Below are 19,927 nucleotides of genomic sequence, written 5' to 3' on the forward strand. Positions count from 1 at the left end.
GTCAAACCGAAGGCTGGTATAGCCGCGCCCGGTTGGCTATACCGGATCGACCGTTCGGTTCCCGGCACCCGGCAAGGTCTTCCGTGCCGCAGACCGACTGTTATCAACGGTGTATTCCCGGCTCTTGACGGTATCCACGAAATACCAGTTAGCCAGGGCTTCCTCCTGAGTGAACGTAACCACCATATAACCACGTTGATTGATGTTCAGGTAGTCCAGACCATCCACCAGCAGGCCAATGCCCTGCTCTGCATCGGCAATCATGGCATCAGGCAGTCCCAGATAGTCCTCCAGTCCGGGAGAAGACACCGAGGCAGTGGCAAATTCCACACCCACCTGGTTGCCATTCATATCCTTCAGATTATTGGCCCAGGCGTTATGGGTATCTCCGGCCAGCACCACCAGGTTTTTGTCGAATTGCCGCGCCATGCCCAGAACAACTTCTCTTTCGGCCTGATAGCCGTCCCAGGCATCAAGATTGTAGGGCGCGGCCGTGTTGATTCGGCTCAGTTCCTGCTCAGTGAGTGTGGGGTCGCGCTGCAGGGCTCGGAATTTGATAGTCGCAAGTTCCGCCAGAGCTTGCGGCAGTTCCGAAACGTTTCCCGTGGCAATACCCAGCAACAATTCCGCAGGCAAATCCATGCGCCCCATCAACACCTGCTGCCCCAGCACCTGCCATCGCCCGGATGACGTAGCCAGCTTGTTCTGTAACCATAAACGCTGTTCAGCGCCCAACAGTGTCCGGTTTGGATCAGCCACATCGGCCATGAATTGCTGTGCGTTCAGCCCGCTTTCACTCAGATAATTCAGGTAATCCAGCTGCTGATCGCGCCCGATAATGCGCGTATCCAGCATATGCAGATCCACCAGATCGCCAAAACGGAAGCTGCGATAGATGGCCTCGTCATTACCTTCAATCACCGGTCGGATCGGCATCCACTCGAAGAAGGCCTGCAGCGCCGACAGCTTGCGCTGATCAAAATCGCCTTCAGAGTCATCGTGATTTTCAGCACCGTTACGCCAGGTATCGTTAGCCACTTCATGGTCGTCCCACACCACAATGAACGGTAACCGCTGATGGGCCAGCTGCAGATCCGGATCCTGCCGGTAAATAGCATACCGGCGGCGATAATCCGCCAGTGTCAGCAACTCCCGGTTATTGTTTTCCGGGAAGGTCCGGCCCAAAGCCCGGGCATCTTCCGAGGCATAGCTGTCCGGGTCACTGCTGTACTCATAGATATAGTCGCCCAGATGAATCACAGCATCCAGGTCCGCCTGGTTTGCCACTTCACGGTATACGTGAAAGTAACCGGCCGGGTAGTTGGAGCAGGACACCACAGCCAGTCGCACCTGCTCTACCGACCCTTCCGGCAAGGTAGTCGCGGCCCCTACGGGAGAGGTGGCACCCGAGGAGCGGAAACGGTAATAGTAACGCTGGCCCGGCATCAGCCCCTGGGCATCCACCTTAATGGTGAAATCATGATCTTCGGTGGTTTCGGCGGTTCCTGAGCGCACCACCGAGGCAAACTCCGCATCGGTGGCGATTTCCCAACCTACTTTCACCTTGCTGCCACGCTCGGGCACGGCCCGGGTCCAGAGAATAACGCTGTCCTGTAGCGGATCACCACTGGCCACACCATGGGTAAAATCAACCCGCCGTTTGTCATCGCTGTCCAGCACACACCCCGCCAGGCCGCTGGAAATCGCCACCGCCCCCATACCCAGTGCCGATGCTTTCAGAAAATCCCGTCTCGTCAGTCTAGCCATTGTCCACCCCTGTCATGTTCGTCATATGCTTTTTATCGTGCCCGGAAACCAAAACCGGTTGGCCTGAAAAGCTAGACCAGAGATATGAAGAACGCGTTGCCGGATTGCGACAGGGCTATGGCAAATTCCGACAGGTGCATCGCAAGCAGACGGCAGTCACAAAAAACGGGAGCCGAAGCTCCCGTTTTGACCGAATGAATAACGTGTTTGGCTAGCCGCTGACGAACACCGGCCCGAGCCCCAGATTCCAGAGAATGACCGAACCGACTCGGGTGGATACCAGGATCACCAGTGCCACCGTGAGTAGAGCCCCTCCGTACATGACCGCCCGCTCCTTTTCGATGCCCATGACGATCGGTAAGCCGTCGTACATCAGCCAGGCGCCGTAACAGGCCGCTGCCAGAAACACCACAGCATTGAACCAGGGCACCGGGTACAGCAGCGCAAAACCGGCCAGGAACAGTGGCGTACAGGAATAGGCTGCCAGGGCAATACCGTTAGACGGCACGTGCTCTTCCTTGGCGCCATAGGTTTTCGCCATCCAGTTAATGGCGTACCCGAGGGCGAAGACCCCCACCAGCATGGCGAGGTAGGTCAGAACGCTCATCTGGAGGGCACTGATTTCGGTGAGCTTGATCAGCCGTTCGCTACCGATAGACCAACCAAAATGGGCCGTCGAGATGTAGGCACAGATTGGCGCTATGGCCGCCAGAACGACGACGTACGCCACATAAAGACGAGTTGGATGTTCGTGTTCTTTCTTAATGGATACCCACTCATCTTCCGGGTGGGTGAAGAGACCAAACGCATGGGACAGAAGCATAAACCACCCCCTTTATTGCTGTTGTTGGTATGGGTGGATACGGTGCCCGAACCATTTCGGACTTAAAACCGTTCCTGTTCTTAACTATAGTCAAGAATCAGATTCGGGAAAGCCGGCATTGATTCTCTTTACTTATCAGATCCGGCCTATAAGACCGTTTTGTTCTGAGAACAGGACACGCCAGTGAGTCTGGATCGATTTTCTGGCTGCCAACGTAATCATGGAAGTGTCACCAATCCTGGCAAGGAGTAAAAAACGCGATGATCCGTATCAGAACCGCAGTACCCACAGCAATCCTCTCCCTTTTTATGACCAGCACACAGGCGCTTGCAGAAATGCAGACCGAAACCATTGAATACACCGTAGACGGCCAAACCTTCACCGGCTACCTGGCCTGGGACGACGAGTCCGACCAGAAACGCCCCGGCGTGCTGGTGGTACACGAATGGTGGGGCCACAATGACTTTGCCCGGGAGCAGGCGGAAAAGCTGGCAGCCTCCGGCTATACCGCCTTCGCACTGGATATGTATGGCTCCGGCAAACAGGCCGACCATCCGGATACCGCCCAGAAGTTCATGCAAGAAGCCACAAGCAACATGGAGCAGGTTAAAGCCCGCTTCCTGAAAGCCAAGGCACTTCTGCAGAACCATGACAGCGTTGACCCAGACCGTATTGCTGCCCAAGGCTATTGCTTCGGTGGTGCCGTGGTCCTGAACATGGCTCGTATGGGCGTGGATCTGGATGGCGTAGTCAGCTACCACGGTGCCTTGGGCAGCCCGCTGCAGGCCGAAGCTGGCGCTGTAAAAGCAAAAGTGCAGGTCTACACAGGCGGCGCAGATGACATGGTTCCCTCGGAACAGGTGGCCGGGCTGGTTCGGGAAATGCAGAATGCCGAAGTGGATCTGACGCTTGTCAGCTTTCCCGGCGTGAAACATTCCTTCACCAATCCCAATGCCGATAAGGTGGCCGAACAGTTCGGCATGCCAATCGCCTATGATGAAGCAGCTGCGCGGCGCTCATGGCAGGGCACCATGCGTTTTTACGAGGAAATTTTCGGGGAATAAACAGGCAACAAAAAAGGCAGCCTCGGCTGCCTTTTTTGGGTTATTGCTGAATCCTCAGGGGATTACAGAGCAACAACGTTCTCCGCCTGAGGACCTTTCTGGCCCTGAGTTACGGTGAACTCGACCTGCTGGCCTTCGGCCAGGGTCTTGAAACCAGAGCCCTGAATGGCGCTGTAGTGAACGAATACGTCCGGGCCGCCTTCACGAGTGATAAAGCCAAAGCCTTTTGCTTCGTTGAAGAACTTAACAGTACCGGTAGTAGTAGACATACTTAAACTTCCTGAAATCAATCATATTATCTGCTGCCACACACTCATAGGGTGCTGGTCAGCGTGTAACGGAAAAACAGAACTCGCGGGATCAAAAACAGGACGGTCACTACTAACTGCGGAGGTACGTCTTATTCATGAACTGCTTTACTGATTCTTTCCTACGAACCCACTCTACTCTGGAATTTCGGGCTTGCCAAGCGTAATTTCAATAATTTGTGTAGGTAGTGATACCCACAGATTCTGACTCGCCCGCAGGCTTACCCACGCACCAGGGAAAAAGTCAGAAATCCGAGTGCTGTCATCAGGATAGAGCCAACAACATGGGCCAGAATTCCGACCAGGGCCATACCCCACTTGCCTTCCTGAAGCGCGGCGAACATCTCCAGCGAGAAGGTCGAGAAAGTCGTCAGGGCGCCACACAAACCTGTCACCGCAAACAGACGCCATTCCGGCGAAAGCACACTGCTCTGGCTGAAAAAAGCCATCAACACGCCAATCAGCCAGCCACCACTGAGGTTGGCAACCAGTGTGCCCCAGGGAACGGCGTGATAACTGGCGTTAAGCCAGAGCCCAAGCCCCCAGCGCAGGTTGGCGCCTATAACGGCACCAACGCTGACTGCAAGAACCGACCACCACATGCTACCCGGCCGCCTCAGGCCGGGTTGTGGTCGATCAGGGTTTCCCGGTTTCGGGCAAACTCGTCAAACGGGAAATCATCCACGGTGAGCATTTCCAGCACCACCTCTTCATACTGGCGCATGAAGTCGGCTTCTTCCTTGCTGAATACACCGGCCTCCAGGGCGGCCTCAAAACGCTCCTCGGGATGCAGTGCGGTCATCGGCAGTTCGCCCTTGGCGTAAGCCTTGGTGGCCTTCCGATACAGCTGCTCGGCCTTGTCGTAGTCTTTCAACAGACCGTTATAGCGGGCGACGGGATTTTCCACCGTGCCTTCCCCGTCTGTAGTCCAGGCACCAGCCATCAGCTTGTTGCGAACCGGAGTATCGGTGGTGATGGAACGGGCCAGCTTGCGCGCCAGATCATCATGGGGCGCATCCCAACGGCATCCCAGCGGCAGGGTAATAGCTCGCAGAGCCAGTGCCACCGGTCGGTTCGGCAGGTTCTGGAGGAACTCGTCCAGTGCCAGCTCGGTACGATGCAGCAGATAGGCCAGGCTGTACTGCATCAGTTCTTTCTCGCCATCCACCGGCTGGGTTTCGTGCCAGTTCTTCAGCACCATGGAAGCCAGGTACAGATTCGCCAGCATGTCACCCAGGCGTGCCGAAATCAGCTCGCGCATTTTCAGCTCGCCGCCCAGGGTTGTCATGGCCGCATCGGCACACAGGCCGAAGGCAGAGCTGAACCGCGCCAGGGCCTGGGCATACTTGCGGGAGGCACTGTCGAATGGCACATCAGCCTTGCCCAGGCCCAGCGCCTGCGTAAAGGCGCGGGCGGCATTGCCAAAGATTAGCCCGGCATGACCAAAGAACGCCTCATCAAACGCCTTGATATCGTCATTGTCCTTCGCGGCAAGCTCTTTCAGCACATACGGATGACAACGGATGGCACCCTGACCGAAGATCATCAGGCTGCGGGTCATGATATTGGCGCCTTCAACGGTGATCGACACCGCCGCACCACTGTAACCAATGCCCAGGTAGTTGCGGGGTCCAAGGGTTACGGTTTTACCACCGTGCACATCCATGGCATCGGTGAGGATTTCACGCTGAAACTCGGTCAGGTGATACTTGAGGATAGCGGACGGTACCGCCGGCTTCTCGCCCCGATCGATCATATTAGCGGTGTGATTAACCGCCGCCTGAGCAATGTAGGTTTTAGCCGCAATGCGGGCCAGCGGGGCTTGTACCCCTTCCATCTCCGCCACCGGCGTATTGAACTGGCGGCGAATTCGGGTAAAGCCACCGGCCGTGCCCACAGCATAGGCAGCGGCGCCGGCAGCACCGGACGGCAGGGTGATACAGCGACCCACCGAGAGACACTCAACCAGCATACGCCAGCCCTGGCCCGCCATTTCCTGGCCACCAATAATATAGTCCAGCGGGATGAACACATCCTTGCCCTTGATCGGGCCGTTCATGAACGGGGACCCGATGGGGCAATGGCGCCGTCCGATTTCCATGCCCTCGGTATCCCGGGGGATCAGCGCACAGGTAATGCCGTAGTCTTTGGTGTCCCCCAGCAGCCCGTCCGGGTCAAACATCCGGAACGCCAGCCCGACCACCGTGGCGACTGGCGCCAGCGTAATCCAGCGCTTTTCAAAGTTCAGGCGGATACCCACCACTTCTTTACCATCCACTTCCTGCTTGCAGACGATGCCGGTGTCTGGCAGCGAAGTGGCATCAGAGCCTGCGCGAGGCCCGGTCAGGCCAAAACAGGGGACTTCCCGGCCATCGGCCAGTCTCGGCAGATAATAGTCTTTCTGCTCTTCGGTACCGTACTTCACCAGCAGCTCGCCCGGGCCGAGGGAGTTGGGCACGCCGACCGTGACCATCAGCATTTCGTTGGCGGCCAGCTTCTGCAGCACTGCAGTCTGGGCCTTGGCGGAAAACCCGAGGCCACCGTATTCCTTCGGAATGATCATGCCGAAGAACTTCTCTTTCTTCAGGAAATCCCAGAGTTCCTTGGGCAGATCGGCACGCTCAACCGCCAGATCCCAGGCGTTACACATGGAAATGGCGTGGGTGCACTGGTCGTCGACGAAGGCCTGCTCTTCCTCACTCAAACCGGTGTGGCGGTTAATCAGCAGGTTGTGCCAATCCGGGCGACCGGTGAACAGTTCGCCATCCCAACCAACGGTACCCGCTTCCAGAGCCACTTTCTCAGTGTCTGACACCTTGGGCGCCACCTTCTTGAACATGGCAAACACCCGAGGGGTGAGCCAGCTCTGCCGGAACTGGGGCAAACCCGCAACAGCGGTAACGGCCGCGCCCGCCAGAAGGACAAAAGCAAGCCAGCCAGAGGCCAGAAACAGGGACAGCACACCTACCACAACCATCACGCCAATGGCGGGTTTGGCACCGGATTCCCGGCGCATCACGTACAGCAGGCCGGCCAGAGCCACCAGAAAAAGAATCAAAGTCATCTCAGGATCTCTCTGTCTTCCATGGATTGGAGTCTCCGGCCAGTGCCGGAGCCCTTTGACTACACTTCGTTACGTTCAACTTACCCTAACAGATGTCTGTTCGCCAGATAATGACCAGTGTTCAGTCGGTTAGCACCATTACGATGTGACAATCACACGGATACCTTCCAGGGCCAGGGACGCATGCTCTACAGCACTGCGGGCGGCATCCAGCTGGGTGCGCAGGAAGTCGATTTCTTCGTTGCGGATGGCCGGGTTCACTTTCTGCAGTGCTTCCAGACGCCGAATCTCCGGCATGAAGCTGTCTTCTACCCTCGCCAGCGCCTGTTCGCGAAGCGGTGACAGATGCGGCTCCGCCAGTGTCTCGACGTGGTCGACCATGGTTTCCACCTCGGCCCGGATTTTCGGCACGATGGCCTGGGCCGTGCGTCGACGGATATTGGAACAAAGCTCATTCAGCCTTTCATGGGGCAGAGCCTTGGACAGATCCCGGCCATTCACATCCACCACCAGGCGCAGGGGCGAAACGGGCAGATACCGAGTCAACTGCAGCGATTCGGGCGCCGGACAATGCACCGCGAATACGGCTTCCAGCAGGAGCGTCCCCGGGGGCAGAGCCTTGACCGAGAGATTGGCCAGGGCAGCCTTGCCCAGACCGGAACTATTCACCGAATCCATCACCCCGGTAACCATCGGGTGCTCCCAGCTCATGAACGCCATATCTTCGCGCTGCAACGCCTGCTGACGATCCCAGGTAACGGTCAGCCCGTCTTCCGGAAGCTCCGCCACCAGGCCGGCCTGGAACTGCTCGCCCGGCTTCAGGATATCCGCATGCTCACTGTGGTCTTCCAGGTCGACGCCGAGGATATCGAAAGCCTGAATCATGTAGTCACGGACTTCAGCAGCATTCTCCTCTTCCTCGATCCCGGCGATCAAAGCCTCAGCCTCATCAACACGACAGGAGTTCAGTTCAATCAGCGCATCCCGGCCGTTGTGCAATATGTCTTTCAGACGCGCCGTCTCAGACGCACTGGCCGCCACCAGTGGCTCCAACTGGCTTTCGTCTCCGTCCAGGGCCTGCTGCCACTGGCCCTGAACATGTTCCTGAACAGCAACACCCACGGCGCAGCTCTCGGCAAACGCATTCAGCCCTTCCTGGAACCAGCGGTACTGTACCTCCTGACTGGTGCCCTGAAGATAGGGGATGTGAATACGGATCGCTTCGGTCTGGCCGATCCGATCCAGGCGACCAATGCGCTGTTCCAGCAGATCCGGATTGGCCGGCAGATCAAACAGCACCAAATGGTGGGCAAACTGGAAGTTGCGCCCCTCGCTGCCGATTTCCGAACAGATCAGCGCCTGCGCCCCCTGCTCCGTATCGGCAAAATAGGCCGCGGCCCGGTCGCGCTCAATCAGACTAAGGTGTTCGTGGAAGGCTGCACTGCGAATACCGGCCCGTAACTGCAGATAATGCTCAAGTGCCATGGCCGTGCTGGCTTTGGCACAGATCACCACCACTTTGGCCGGGCGCAGGCTGGCCAGTTTCTTCTCCAGCCAGCTCACCCGGGGATCCTGAGCCAGCCAGTCTTCTTCATCCACTGACTGCTCGGGCGCCAGCCCGGTGACACCGTATTGATGGTGTTCATACAGGTCCGGGCACGGCAGGGGTTCCGGTAACGGCTGTCGCTCCGGGAAGCCCTGAATGGCGGCCCGGGTATTCCGGAACAACACTCGCCCGGTGCCGTGACGATCCAGCAACGCATCGATCACCGCCTGGTGGGCATCATCCCGGGCCAGCAATTCGTCCAGCTCATCTCCCAGCCAACCGGCCAGGGCCTGCCGATCGTCTTTTGAGATAGTATCCGGCGCCTGCTGCAGGCGCCGGACCACCTGATTGATCACTTCATAGTGCTGCTCTTCTTCCCGGAAGGTCTCCAGATTGTGGAACCGGGCCGGGTCGAGCAAGCGCAGGCGGGCAAAGTGGCTGGCCACGCCGATCTGTTCCGGTGTTGCGGTCAGCAGCAGCAGGCCCTGGCTGGCACCGGACAACTGCTCAACCACATCGTATTCCGGGCTGGACTGTTCCGGCGACCAGGCCAGGTGATGAGCTTCGTCCACCACCATCAGATCCCAGCCCGCCGCCACCGCGTCTTTGCGGGCCTTCTCGCTGCGCACCAGGAAGTCGAGGCTACACAGCACTAATTGGTCAGATTCAAACGGGTTAACCGCATCGTCATCACCAAAAATATGGTTAACCAGAGCGTCGACATCATCTTCTTCGGCCTTGAGGTCGTCGTACCGGGCCTGATCAATAATGGAAAAGCGCAGATTGAAACGCCGCGGCATTTCCACCAGCCACTGGTGGATCAGTGAATCGGGCACCACAATCAGCGCCCGGCGGGCTCGACCGGTCTGCAGCTGATAATGAAGAATCAGACCTGCCTCAATGGTTTTACCCAGACCAACCTCATCGGCCAGCAGAACCCTGGGAGCATGCCGGCGGGCCACTTCGTGGGCAATATAAAGCTGGTGCGGCAGGTGCTGGGTGCGCGCCCCAATCAGCCCCTGGGCCGGCGACGCCCGCAGACGGTCCATGTGCTGCAGGGTGGCGACTCGAAGCCGGAAGGCACCGTTGCGATCAAACTGGCCGGCAAAGAGGCGCTGATGAGGCGCGGAAAAATTCACAGAGCCCGCCAGCTTAACCTCGGAAATCGGCTGAATATTCTCACCGTCATCGGCGTGGTACACCAGAACGCCATCAAGATCTTCCACTGCGCGCACGGTATAGCGCTCACCGTCAAAGGTCTCTATCTCCTCGCCCTGTTGATACACGATCCGTGACAGGGGCGCATTGTCGATAGCATAGGTGCGTTCCTCATCGGCGGCGGGGAATCCCAGGGTGACTCGGCGACCTGAAATGTCCGTCACGATACCCAGACCCAGGGCAGTATCGCTGTGGCTGACCCAACGCTGGCCGATGACAAATTCCGATGTTTCCAAGAAACCTCCGATGACTGATTACTGATTGTTTGAACCGTTTTCCCGAACCCAATAGGCCGTTGCACCACACACCGCCGCTGGCACCACAAACAGGTTGAGCACCGGCACCATCGCCGCCAGGGCGACCGGCAGGCCGAAACCGAGAGCCGACAGCCGGGTATCGCCCAACAGTTTACGAAGAGCCGGAAAGCTGACCTTGTGATTGTCGGCCGGATAATCCACATATTGCAGCGCCATCATCCAGCTGTTGAACAAAAACCAGAACACAGCGGCCACCAGGTTGACCACGGGAATCAGGCCAATAATGAATAAGCCCAGAGCCCTGGGCAGGTAATAGGCAATCTTCTGAACCTCCCGCCAGAGCGCGCGGGGAATGTCCTTGATAATGGCGGACCAGCTATCGTCAGTAGATACTTCCTGACCGGTCAGCTGTTTTTCAGTGAGCTCTGCCAGGTAACCGTAGAAGGGAGAGCCAATCAGGTTGGCCACGATCACAAAGCCATAGGCCAGCATCAGCAGGATCACCACGCCGTACAGCAGCCAGAAAAACCAATCGAGAGCCTGCAACCAGGCCCAGTCCGGCAACCAGGCCATGGCCGCAGCGATCATGGCGGTGAACAGTTCAGCCAGAAAATAGAACAGCAGACCGAAAAGCAGGATGTTGATGATCAGCGGGATGACAACAAACAACCGGAGGCCTGGCTGGCGAATCAGCCCGAAGCCTTCCCCCAGATAGCCCAGCCCACGAAAAAAGTTACCCTTGAGCATTACTGGTGATCCTCCGCTGCCATGACAATAACGGGGCGCAAAGCATATCATGTCGGAACCATTCCCACAGCCCGCGAGGACTCTCGGATTCCACTATGCCCCGCATCCGTTCCATTATCGTCTCCATTCTGGCCATGCAACGGCTATGGCAGGCAGCGCTGTTTGTTTCCATTGCTGCGATCCTTTACCTGGCAACCACCAGTAACAGTTACCCCATCCCTGCGGCGCCCAATGACAAGATCAATCATCTGATTGCCTTTCTGGAGCTCACCCTGGTGACCCGCCTGGCATGGCCGCGGCTTTCTGTGCTTTGGTATGCCCCCGCCTTGCTGGTTTTCGGCCTGATACTGGAGGTGGTGCAAGCCAACCTGCCGTACCGGGATTTCTCCCTCGCAGATCTGACAGCGGATGCAGTTGGCATCGGGCTTGGCCTGCTGCCTTGGCCGGGACTTCGGCTGGTTCAAGAAACGGATTTGCGAAAATCGCCCGAATCCTTGTGAGATATTTCCTACAAACCTGTAGGAACTCCCTGTGACATCTCGTACGCAGTCTGTAACTCCAGTTACAGACCAAAATCTACATGAATGATTTGTAACAACTTTCCCGTGTTTGGCGAGTTCGGCAGCGCGCTCTGCGTGCATAGTTCACACGTTTGTAAAGCTGGCATTGGTAATATGAACACCGTCAAGGATGACAGGGAAAGGACGACGCACTGGATGCACCCCGGCACGGACTGCGGGGAGAAGCAGGGACACAGGGACGCTTCGCTTAAGGGATAACGAATCGGATCGTCGGCTCGGATGCTGGCACCAGGGAACGGCAGCAAGGAATGGCAACACGGCAGTTGCCCATCGCGCACGGAGGCGCCAACCTGTTCCGAATCTGAACTGCCCCGGACGGCGGTTCAGTACCTGTTCAAGGGCAGCTTGATGGCTGCCCTTTGTTTTTTCTGGTCAGAAGAATTCAGTCTCCGCCGGCCAGATAGATCCTCACCTTGTTGAATTCCTCAAACTCATTCAGGTCCGGCCAGGTTCTGGCTTCGATCACAGCCTTCTGCACATAACCGGGATGTCCAAGGTCCTTCACTCGCGAATCCGCCAGCAGCACCTGGGGCGCGGCTGCTTCGAAGGCCGCCAGTAACGGGCGATTTTCAGGGTCGTACAGAACATCCGCAGCGGTAATCAGATCGACCCTCCCGGGCCGGCTTGCCCAGTCGTCACACAGATCAATCTCCACATTGTTCAGGCGGGCATTGGCGGCCGCGGCATCCAGCGCTGCCGCGTCGATGTCGCAGGCTATGGACCGGGCAGCACCGGCCAGTGCGGAGGCGACAGCCACGACCCCTGAACCGGAACCAAAATCCAGCACGGTCTTGCCAGCCACCACGTCCGGATGCTGCAGAATCCACCGGGCCAGCACCTGCCCGCTGGCCCAGCAGAACGACCAGTACGCCGGCTCGGCCACCACAGCCTGGGCTTCATCATGGCTCAACGGTCCATCCAGCACCCCCGGGTCAAACAGATACAGCTGGATATCCGGGCAGCCCGCAGGCGCCGAAACCGCCACCCGACCTCGACTCAGTGTTTTCTGAAGATGCCGATTGAGAACATCCGGGCTCATAATTTTCCCTCGCCAGTGCTGAAAGGACGTGGGATTGTACCCTTGTCCGGGATGCCGGGATATCGCCGGTTCGGTATACTGCCGCCTCACCCTGAATCACAGTGATCCGTTGATATGGCCAGCAGACCCGATACCGACGACTACCTCAACCTGTTCCTGAACGATGTGCCGCTGATGGACGTCCGGGCGCCGGTGGAATTTGCCAAAGGTAGCTTCCCGTCTGCAGAAAACGCCCCGCTGATGAACGACGAAGAACGGCACCGGGTGGGCATATGTTATAAGGAAAAGGGCCAGGACAAGGCCATTGAACTGGGGCACCAGTTGGTCTCCGGCGACATCAAGGCCCAGCGAATTGAAGCCTGGAAGCGCTTTGTGGCACAACACCCGGAGGGGTATCTGTTCTGTTTCCGGGGCGGATTGCGCTCGCGCCTGACCCAGCAGTGGATCAGGGACTCCGGCATCGACTACCCGCTGGTGAAAGGCGGCTACAAGGCCCTGCGTCGCTTCCTCATTGACAGCCTGGAAGCACAGATCGAATCAGGTCAGTTCCGGATTCTCAGCGGCCGCACCGGTACTGGCAAGACCCGGGTACTGATGCAACTGCCCAATCCGGTCGATCTGGAGGGCCTGGCGAATCACCGGGGCTCCAGCTTTGGCCGGCAGGTAACTCCCCAACCCTCCCAGATCGACTTCGAGAACCGGCTGGCGGTGGCCATGCTCAAGGCCAGGCACCAAGCGGGAGGGCCAATCTACCTTGAAGACGAAAGCCGCCTGATTGGCCGCTGCGCCCTGCCGGAAACCCTTCGGGCCCGGATGTCTGAATCACCCCTGCTGATTCTGGAACAGGCCATGGAAGAGCGTATTGCCATCATCCGGGCCGACTACGTTGAAGGCATGCTGGCCAGTTACCGGGCCAGGGACGGTGAAGACGCCGGCTGGCTGAATTTCCGGGACTACCTGTTGAGCGCCATCGACCGCATTCGCAAACGCCTGGGCGGCGAGCGTTACCAGAAACTCCGTAACCTGATGCTGCAGGCTCTGGATCAACAGGAAGCCAATGGCTCCCTGGAAGGGCATCATGGCTGGATTGAGGCCCTGCTGACCGACTACTACGACCCCATGTACGACTACCAGCTTACCCAGAAACAGGGCGAAATACTGGTACGGGGCGGCCCCGAAGTCATCACCGAGTGGGCCAGATCCCGCACCAGCACGTAATCCTGGGCGTTGGCAGTAATGCCGTGTACAGCTTTCTCTGCTATATAGTTGGTTCAGACAAATCCCGCTGAACCACGTCATTTGTCGATAAGAACTCACTCAGAAAATATTAACGATCAAGGAGTTTTTCCCTATGGAAGAGTTATTCGGTGCTAACGGGCAGGCCTCTGAATGGGCGGATCAGGCCATTGCCCTGATCATGGCTTATGCCCCAAAGGTTCTGCTGGCGATTGTTACGCTGATTATCGGCCTCTGGCTGATCAACCGGTTCGTCAGGGTGCTGGACAACCGCCTTGGCAAAAAAGATCCGACCCTGAACAAGTTTCTCTGTGGCCTGATCAGCGCCATTCTGAAGATTCTGCTGCTGATCTCCGTCGCCTCCATGGTGGGCATCGCTACCACTTCGTTTGTCGCCATCATCGGTGCCGCCGGCCTGGCGGTGGGCCTGGCCTTGCAGGGCAGCCTGGCCAACTTTGCCGGTGGCGTGCTGATCCTTATCTTTAAACCCTTCAAGGTCGGCGATGTTATTGATGCCCAGGGCTTTCTGGGCTCGGTGCGGGAAATCACCATCCTCTACACCATTGTCGACACCTTCGACAATCGCCGGATCGTGATCCCCAACGGCCAGCTTTCCAACGCCAGCCTGACCAACCTGAGCGCCTACGAAACCCGCCGCTGCGACATGAGCTTCGGCATTGGCTATGGCGATGACATCGACAAGGCCAAGGCCATCTGCAAACGCCTGATCGAAGAGGATGAGCGCGCCCTGAAAGACCCGGCGCCGCTGATCGTTGTTGGCGCCCTCGGCGAAAGCTCGGTAGACCTGACGGTGCGCGCCTGGACCAAGGGCGCCGATCTGTGGCCGTTCTACTGGGATATGCAGGAGCGGGTGAAAAAGGCCTTCGACGCCGAGGGCATTTCGATTCCTTTCCCTCAACGGGACGTGCACATGTACAAGGCTGATTAAACGGAACCGTTTCACATGGAAACATCCGGTAACTCGCAAAGTGCGTATCCTGAACTAAGCTGACGACAAGGCGGGGTAAAAACCCCGCCTGCCATCGGGGCCCGGCCCGGGAAAGGCGGATGGCTCCACAACACTGTCGATGCTGTCAGGAGGTTGTGAACATGCCGGCAAAGCAGCTGAAAACATTTCTGGATGAGGCAGGTGTGGACTACATGTGCCTCTCTCACCCCCCAGCCTTTACCGCCCAGGAACTGGCCCATCACGTCAAGATCGCCGGAGATCGGGTAGTCAAAACCGTCATTATCGAACTCGATGGCAAAATGGCCATGCTGGTGATGCCGGCCACCTGGCGTATTCGCTGGGACAGACTGAGCAAGATTCTGGACACCGATTTTGTCGACCTGGCCGACGAACAAGCCTTTCAGGATCGCTTCCCCGATTGCGAAGTGGGCGCCATGCCGCCGTTTGGCAACCTCTTTGGCATGAGCGTTTACTGCGCCGAGGCTTTAACCGAGCAACCGGAACTGGCCTTTGCCGCCGGCAGCCACAGCGAATCCATTCACATGAACACCCGGGACTTCCTGAGTCTGGTACAACCCATGGTCATCAACCAGGGCTTCACCCGTCCGGGCGCCCGCAAACCGGCCTGGCTGGTCCGCAACCCCCGCCGCTCCGGCAATCGGGAGGAGACACCGGCTACCTCCATGGCCGGCTACTGATCCACCCGGGATTGACCCCGGTCGCTTGTCTGCAGCACGGCATCGCGTAAACTGAGGCCAGCAGACAGGAACCGGATATGACACAGACCTTTGACACCATCATCGTAGGCGCCGGCATGGTCGGCGCCGCACTTGCCACCGGGCTGGGCCAGCAGGGCATCCGCGTGGCCCTGATCGACCAGGCTTCCCCCGCCCCCTATCAGCCAGACAGCCACCCGGATATCCGGGTATCTGCCCTCAGTGCCGGCAGCAAGCGCTATCTGGCCAGCCTGGGTGCCTGGCCACGAATACTGGCCATGCGCGCTACCCCTTATTGCCGCCTGGCGGTCTGGGACGAGACACCAAATCCGCTCAAACGACTGGTGCCCCGAAGCCTCACTGAGGTGGAATTCGACGCCAACAGCCTGGGCGCGCCGCATCTTGGCCATATCGTTGAGAACAGCATTACCCAACTGGCTCTGTGGCAAACCGCCGAAACGGAAACTGACGTCACCCTGATCACAGGCCACAGCGTTCGGGACCTGGTCCAGAGCACAGAGTACGCCACGGTGACCCTGGATGATGGCAGCCAGTTGCAGGCCCAGCTGGTGGTCGGCGCCGATGGCGCTATGTCCCGGGTGCGGGAGTTAGCGGGTATCGGTGTTACCCGGGATCAGTACGAACAGCAGGCCCTGGTGATCTCGGTGCGCTATCGGGGCAATGTGGAAGACATTACCTGGCAGGGTTTTTACCCCAGCGGCCCCAGGGCCTTCCTGCCCCTGCACAGCGCTGGCGAGCAACACCCCGGAGAGAGCTGGGGCTCCCTGGTGTGGTACGACCACCCGGCCCGACTGGACGAACTCAAGGCCATGGGCGAACAGCAACTGATGGCTGAGATCCAGCAGCATTTCCCCGAACGACTACCGGAACTGACCCACATTGACGCCAGGGCCAGCTTTCCCATCGCCCGCCAGCATGCCAAGCACTATTACCAGAACCGGGTGGTGCTGGCAGGCGACGCCGCCCACACCATCAATCCGCTGGCGGGCCAGGGCGTCAATCTGGGCTTCCAGGACGCCCAATGCCTGCAGGGCGTGCTGAAAGAAGCCCGGCGCGGGGGCGAAGACCTGGCCAGTGCGCACTGGCTCAAACTCTATGAACATCGCCGCCGGCCCGCCAACCAGCGGATGATGCTGACCATGGATCTGTTCTACCACCTGTTCAGCAATGCCATTCCGCCAGTGCACCTGGCCCGCAATCTCGGGCTTGGCGCTGCCCGGGTACTGCCGTTCGCGCGCAATCGCGTCGCTCGCTACGCCATGGGCCTGGATGAACAGTTGCCCGCGCCGATTCAACAAATCGTTAATCGCCTGCCCGGCCTGGGTGGCCTATAGTGGCGTACGCGCATTTACTCGACACAAGGAGCCGTTATGTCTGAAACCATCTTCACCAAGATCATCAACCGGGAAATTCCCGCCGACATCGTGTACGAAGACGACATCAGCCTGGCCTTCAAGGACATCAATCCACAGGCCCCGGTGCATCTGCTGATCATTCCGAAGAAAGCCATTGCCACCATCAATGACATTGGGGAAGACGACCGTGAGCTGGTCGGCCATCTTTACTGGGTGGCGGCAAAGCTGGCCAAAGACATGGGCTTTGCCGACGATGGCTACCGGGTAGTGATGAACTGCGGTGAGAATTCCGGCCAGACCGTGTTCCACATTCACCTGCATCTGCTCGCCGGCAAACCCCTGGGCTGGCCGCCGTACACCGACAAGATGAAACAGGCCTGAGCATCCTTCTCACAGACTTGTCGCACAGAATGACAAAGGGCAGCACCGAGGCTGCCCTTTTTGATTACTGCACGGCCGACCGCTTCAATCGTCGGCTCCAACGCTGTTTGGCATAGCGGCGCAGGTTGGAGACATTATCGGTCTCATCCATGATCTCCGTACCCAGCAGGGTTTCCAGAATATCCTCCAGAGTCACCACCCCGAGCCAGGTTCCCAGCTCGTCGTACACCACCGCAATGTGCTGGCGCTCCCGCAGCATTTCCGAAAACAGGAACTCGATGTTGGTGTTGGCCTTTACCTGTTTGATCTGGCGCAGCCGGCTTTGCAGGTCGTCATCGTCGCTCATGCTGATCAGGTCTGCCCGATGCACGTACCCCAGGGTCTCCCCGTCTTCATCAATCATCGGGTAGCGCGAAAAGGGCGACTTCATCACCCTGTCCCGGAATTCCGGCACGGTGGTGTCCGGATTAATAAACTTGCACACCGTGCGAGGGGTCATAATGGAACTGACCTTGATCTCGTGGAACCGGAGCACGTTGTGGATAATCCGGCGCTCATCTTCGTCCAGAGCTTGCTGATCACGACCAATCTCCACCAGCGCGCTGATTTCGGCCCGAATGTCAGTATCTCCGTCACCGGGAGCAATCCGCCGCGTAACCTGCTTCGACAGCCAGACAAAGGGCAACAGGGCTTTCATCATAAAACCCAGCACCGCTGGCAACGAAGGTGCGATCACACGCCAGTATTTGGCGCCAATGGTTTTCGGGATAATTTCCGAAAGAATCAGGATTGCCAGGGTCATCGCCGCTGACGCCGCACCCAGCCAGGCTTCACCGAAGACAACCGCCACCTGGGCTCCCACGCCGGTAGCGCCAGCGGTGTGGGCAATGGTATTGAGGGTCAGGATCGCAGACAGCGGATCGTCGATTTCGTCCTTGAGCCGGCGCAAGCGCACGAACAGCTGTGGACGATCATTTTTCAGAGACGCGATGTAACTGGGCGTGATAGACAGCAAAGCTGCTTCGAGGATAGAACAGATAAACGAAAAACCGATGGAGATAATCGCGAATGCGACAAGGAGAATCATAGGGCCTCAGACGTGGATTTGTCCCGGCCATGATAGCGTAACTGCTGGCCGGAACAAGGGGGAAACTGCCACCAATGGCAGCAGTTTCACAAGGTTACGGGTCAGCGGCTGACCACCCGCTCCGCTTCCTCCATCGGGGTATGGCGAACGTCTTCGCCCTTGACCATGAAGATCACGTTCTCGGCAATATTGCAGGCGTGATCCCCCACCCTTTCCAGGGCACGAAGCACCCACATCACCGACATACAGCGGGATATATTCCGGGTATCTTCCATCATGAAGGTCAGCAGGGTACGGGCCGCAGCCTGGTACTCTTCATCCACCCGTTTGTCTTCTTTCATGATCCGCAGTGCCTGTTCGGAATCCAGCCGGGCAAAGGCATCCAGTGAGTCATGCAGCATGGTCAGCACGTGGGTACCGATGTGGCGAATTTCCACATAGCCCCTCGGCGCCTGACCTTCTTCCGTCAGCTTGATCGCCATTTTGGCAATCTTTTTGGCTTCGTCGCCAACCCGCTCCAGATCCGCCACCATCTTGATCACCGAAATCACCAGGCGCAGATCCCGCGCTGCCGGCTGACGACGGGCAATGATCAGGGTCGCCTCTTCGTCCAGATCAACTTCCATCTTGTCGACTTTCTTGTCGTTAGCGCGCACTTCCTCTGCCAGATGCCCATCACCGTCTACCAGGGCCTGCACCGCACGATCAACCTGGGTTTCCACCATTCCACCCATCTTGAGGAACTGGGTCTTCAGCTCCATCAGTTCATCATTGAACTTGTGGGAAATGTGATCCCCGTAAACGTCATCCTTTTTATTAGGCATAGTGTCTGTCTCCGTTATCCCCGAACACGCATCAGCCGAAACGGCCGGTAATGTATGACTCCGTCAGCTCATGTTCCGGAGAGGTGAATACTTTGTCGGTCTCATTCACTTCCACCAGATGGCCAAGGTGGAAGTAGGCCGTGCGATGGGATACCCGGGCCGCCTGCTGCATGGAGTGGGTCACAATGACAATGGTATAGCTCTCGGACAGCTCCGCAATCAGCTCCTCAACCTTGGCCGTAGCAATCGGGTCGAGTGCGGAACAGGGTTCGTCCATCAACACCACCTCCGGGCTCACGGCAATCGCGCGGGCAATACACAGCCGCTGCTGCTGGCCACCGGACATCCCGGTGGCGGTGGCATCCAGACGGTCTTTTACTTCGTTCCAGAGCCCCGCCTTGCGCAGGCTGTTCTCTACAATGTCATCCAGATCGGACTTGCGATTGGCCAGGCCATGGATGCGTGGGCCATATGCCACGTTATCGTAGATCGACTTGGGAAACGGGTTCGGCTTCTGGAACACCATACCCACTCGGGCACGCAACTCCACCACATCCCGCTTGGAATCGTAGATGTCCTGCTCGTCCAGCTGCAGAGAGCCCTTGACCCGACAGATGTCGATGCTGTCGTTCATGCGGTTCAGGCAACGCAGGAAGGTGGACTTGCCACAGCCCGACGGCCCGATAAACGCAATCACCTCGTTACGGGCAATATCCAGGCTGATGTTCTTGATGGCCCGGTCTTCACCGTAGAAAACCTCGACGTTGCGCAACTTGAACTTGGGATCGTCGGCAAACGGCGTTCCGACCGTTTTACCCTCTTCAATCACTGTCTCTGCCGGTCGTTCGTCCTGCACCGGAATGGCCTTCTCTTCGGGCACATCAGCCTCACTGGTTACCGTTGTATTCAGGGTATTCATATAA

The 19,927-nt window shown here is 58.1% G+C and carries 18 protein-coding genes; 7 read left to right on the forward strand and 11 right to left on the reverse strand.

Annotation, left to right across the window (positions count from 1 at the left end):
• Positions 1-36 precede the first annotated feature (36 nt).
• Positions 37-1,767 carry an alkaline phosphatase D family protein gene (locus Q675_RS35795; protein WP_011787017.1) on the reverse strand — a complete coding sequence of 577 codons (1,731 nt, stop codon included), beginning with the start codon at positions 1,765-1,767 and terminating at the stop codon, positions 37-39.
• Between the two features lie 211 nt (positions 1,768-1,978).
• Complete coding sequence (locus tag Q675_RS35800; protein ID WP_011787018.1) at positions 1,979-2,590, reverse strand: Yip1 family protein; 612 nt, start codon at positions 2,588-2,590, stop codon at positions 1,979-1,981.
• Positions 2,591-2,850: 260 nt separating this feature from the next.
• On the opposite strand from Q675_RS35800, the gene Q675_RS35805 reads away from it, so the two are divergent.
• Positions 2,851-3,654 carry a dienelactone hydrolase family protein gene (locus tag Q675_RS35805; protein ID WP_011787019.1) on the forward strand — a complete coding sequence of 268 codons (804 nt, stop codon included), beginning with the start codon at positions 2,851-2,853 and terminating at the stop codon, positions 3,652-3,654.
• A 62-nt stretch (positions 3,655-3,716) separates the two neighbouring features.
• Here the strand turns inward: Q675_RS35805 and Q675_RS35810 are convergent, their stop codons facing one another.
• From Q675_RS35810 to cysZ, 5 genes are all read right to left on the reverse strand, one after another.
• Complete coding sequence (locus Q675_RS35810; RefSeq protein ID WP_008172950.1) at positions 3,717-3,923, reverse strand: cold-shock protein; 207 nt, start codon at positions 3,921-3,923, stop codon at positions 3,717-3,719.
• Positions 3,924-4,183: 260 nt separating this feature from the next.
• Positions 4,184-4,564 (reverse strand): fluoride efflux transporter CrcB, encoded by a 381-nt coding sequence (crcB, locus tag Q675_RS35815; protein WP_011787020.1) that lies wholly within the window; start codon positions 4,562-4,564, stop codon positions 4,184-4,186.
• A 14-nt stretch (positions 4,565-4,578) separates the two neighbouring features.
• A complete protein-coding gene (locus Q675_RS35820; protein WP_011787021.1) occupies positions 4,579-7,026 on the reverse strand; it encodes an acyl-CoA dehydrogenase in 2,448 nt (815 codons plus the stop codon).
• A gap of 138 nt (positions 7,027-7,164) precedes the next feature.
• Complete coding sequence (gene rapA / locus Q675_RS35825) at positions 7,165-10,026, reverse strand: RNA polymerase-associated protein RapA (protein WP_023012076.1); 2,862 nt, start codon at positions 10,024-10,026, stop codon at positions 7,165-7,167.
• An 18-nt stretch (positions 10,027-10,044) separates the two neighbouring features.
• Complete coding sequence (cysZ, locus tag Q675_RS35830) at positions 10,045-10,794, reverse strand: sulfate transporter CysZ (protein WP_023012077.1); 750 nt, start codon at positions 10,792-10,794, stop codon at positions 10,045-10,047.
• A gap of 95 nt (positions 10,795-10,889) precedes the next feature.
• On the opposite strand from cysZ, the gene Q675_RS35835 reads away from it, so the two are divergent.
• Positions 10,890-11,294: a teicoplanin resistance protein VanZ gene (locus tag Q675_RS35835; protein WP_023012078.1), complete on the forward strand. Its 405-nt coding sequence runs from the start codon at positions 10,890-10,892 to the stop codon at positions 11,292-11,294.
• 463 nt (positions 11,295-11,757) lie between these two features.
• Here the strand turns inward: Q675_RS35835 and Q675_RS35840 are convergent, their stop codons facing one another.
• The gene (locus Q675_RS35840) at positions 11,758-12,414 is read right to left on the reverse strand and encodes a 50S ribosomal protein L11 methyltransferase (protein ID WP_023012079.1); all 657 of its coding nucleotides are present in this window, start codon (positions 12,412-12,414) and stop codon (positions 11,758-11,760) included.
• A gap of 114 nt (positions 12,415-12,528) precedes the next feature.
• On the opposite strand from Q675_RS35840, the gene mnmH reads away from it, so the two are divergent.
• The 5 genes from mnmH to Q675_RS35865 all read left to right on the forward strand — a co-directional run bounded on the left by mnmH (position 12,529) and on the right by Q675_RS35865 (position 17,093).
• A complete protein-coding gene (gene mnmH / locus Q675_RS35845) occupies positions 12,529-13,632 on the forward strand; it encodes a tRNA 2-selenouridine(34) synthase MnmH (protein ID WP_023009473.1) in 1,104 nt (367 codons plus the stop codon).
• A 133-nt stretch (positions 13,633-13,765) separates the two neighbouring features.
• On the forward strand, positions 13,766-14,599 hold the full coding sequence (locus Q675_RS35850) for a mechanosensitive ion channel family protein (RefSeq protein WP_011787027.1): 834 nt from the start codon (positions 13,766-13,768) through the stop codon (positions 14,597-14,599).
• Between the two features lie 161 nt (positions 14,600-14,760).
• Positions 14,761-15,318, forward strand: coding sequence for an aminoacyl-tRNA deacylase (locus tag Q675_RS35855; protein WP_014422884.1), 558 nt, complete (start codon positions 14,761-14,763; stop codon positions 15,316-15,318).
• Between the two features lie 77 nt (positions 15,319-15,395).
• The gene (locus Q675_RS35860; protein ID WP_023012080.1) at positions 15,396-16,691 is read left to right on the forward strand and encodes an FAD-dependent monooxygenase; all 1,296 of its coding nucleotides are present in this window, start codon (positions 15,396-15,398) and stop codon (positions 16,689-16,691) included.
• A gap of 36 nt (positions 16,692-16,727) precedes the next feature.
• Positions 16,728-17,093, forward strand: coding sequence for a histidine triad nucleotide-binding protein (locus Q675_RS35865; protein WP_011787030.1), 366 nt, complete (start codon positions 16,728-16,730; stop codon positions 17,091-17,093).
• Positions 17,094-17,157: 64 nt separating this feature from the next.
• On the opposite strand, the gene Q675_RS35870 is transcribed toward Q675_RS35865, so the two are convergent.
• The 3 genes from Q675_RS35870 to pstB all read right to left on the reverse strand — a co-directional run bounded on the left by Q675_RS35870 (position 17,158) and on the right by pstB (position 19,923).
• A complete protein-coding gene (locus Q675_RS35870; RefSeq protein WP_023012081.1) occupies positions 17,158-18,180 on the reverse strand; it encodes a CNNM domain-containing protein in 1,023 nt (340 codons plus the stop codon).
• 101 nt (positions 18,181-18,281) lie between these two features.
• Positions 18,282-19,004: a phosphate signaling complex protein PhoU gene (gene phoU, locus Q675_RS35875; protein ID WP_023012082.1), complete on the reverse strand. Its 723-nt coding sequence runs from the start codon at positions 19,002-19,004 to the stop codon at positions 18,282-18,284.
• Positions 19,005-19,035: 31 nt separating this feature from the next.
• Positions 19,036-19,923 (reverse strand): phosphate ABC transporter ATP-binding protein PstB, encoded by an 888-nt coding sequence (pstB, locus tag Q675_RS35880; protein ID WP_011787033.1) that lies wholly within the window; start codon positions 19,921-19,923, stop codon positions 19,036-19,038.
• Positions 19,924-19,927: the final 4 nt, after the last annotated feature.

Origin of the sequence: Marinobacter sp. EN3 (assembly GCF_000475315.1) — a bacterium.
Classification (GTDB): domain Bacteria; phylum Pseudomonadota; class Gammaproteobacteria; order Pseudomonadales; family Oleiphilaceae; genus Marinobacter; species Marinobacter nauticus.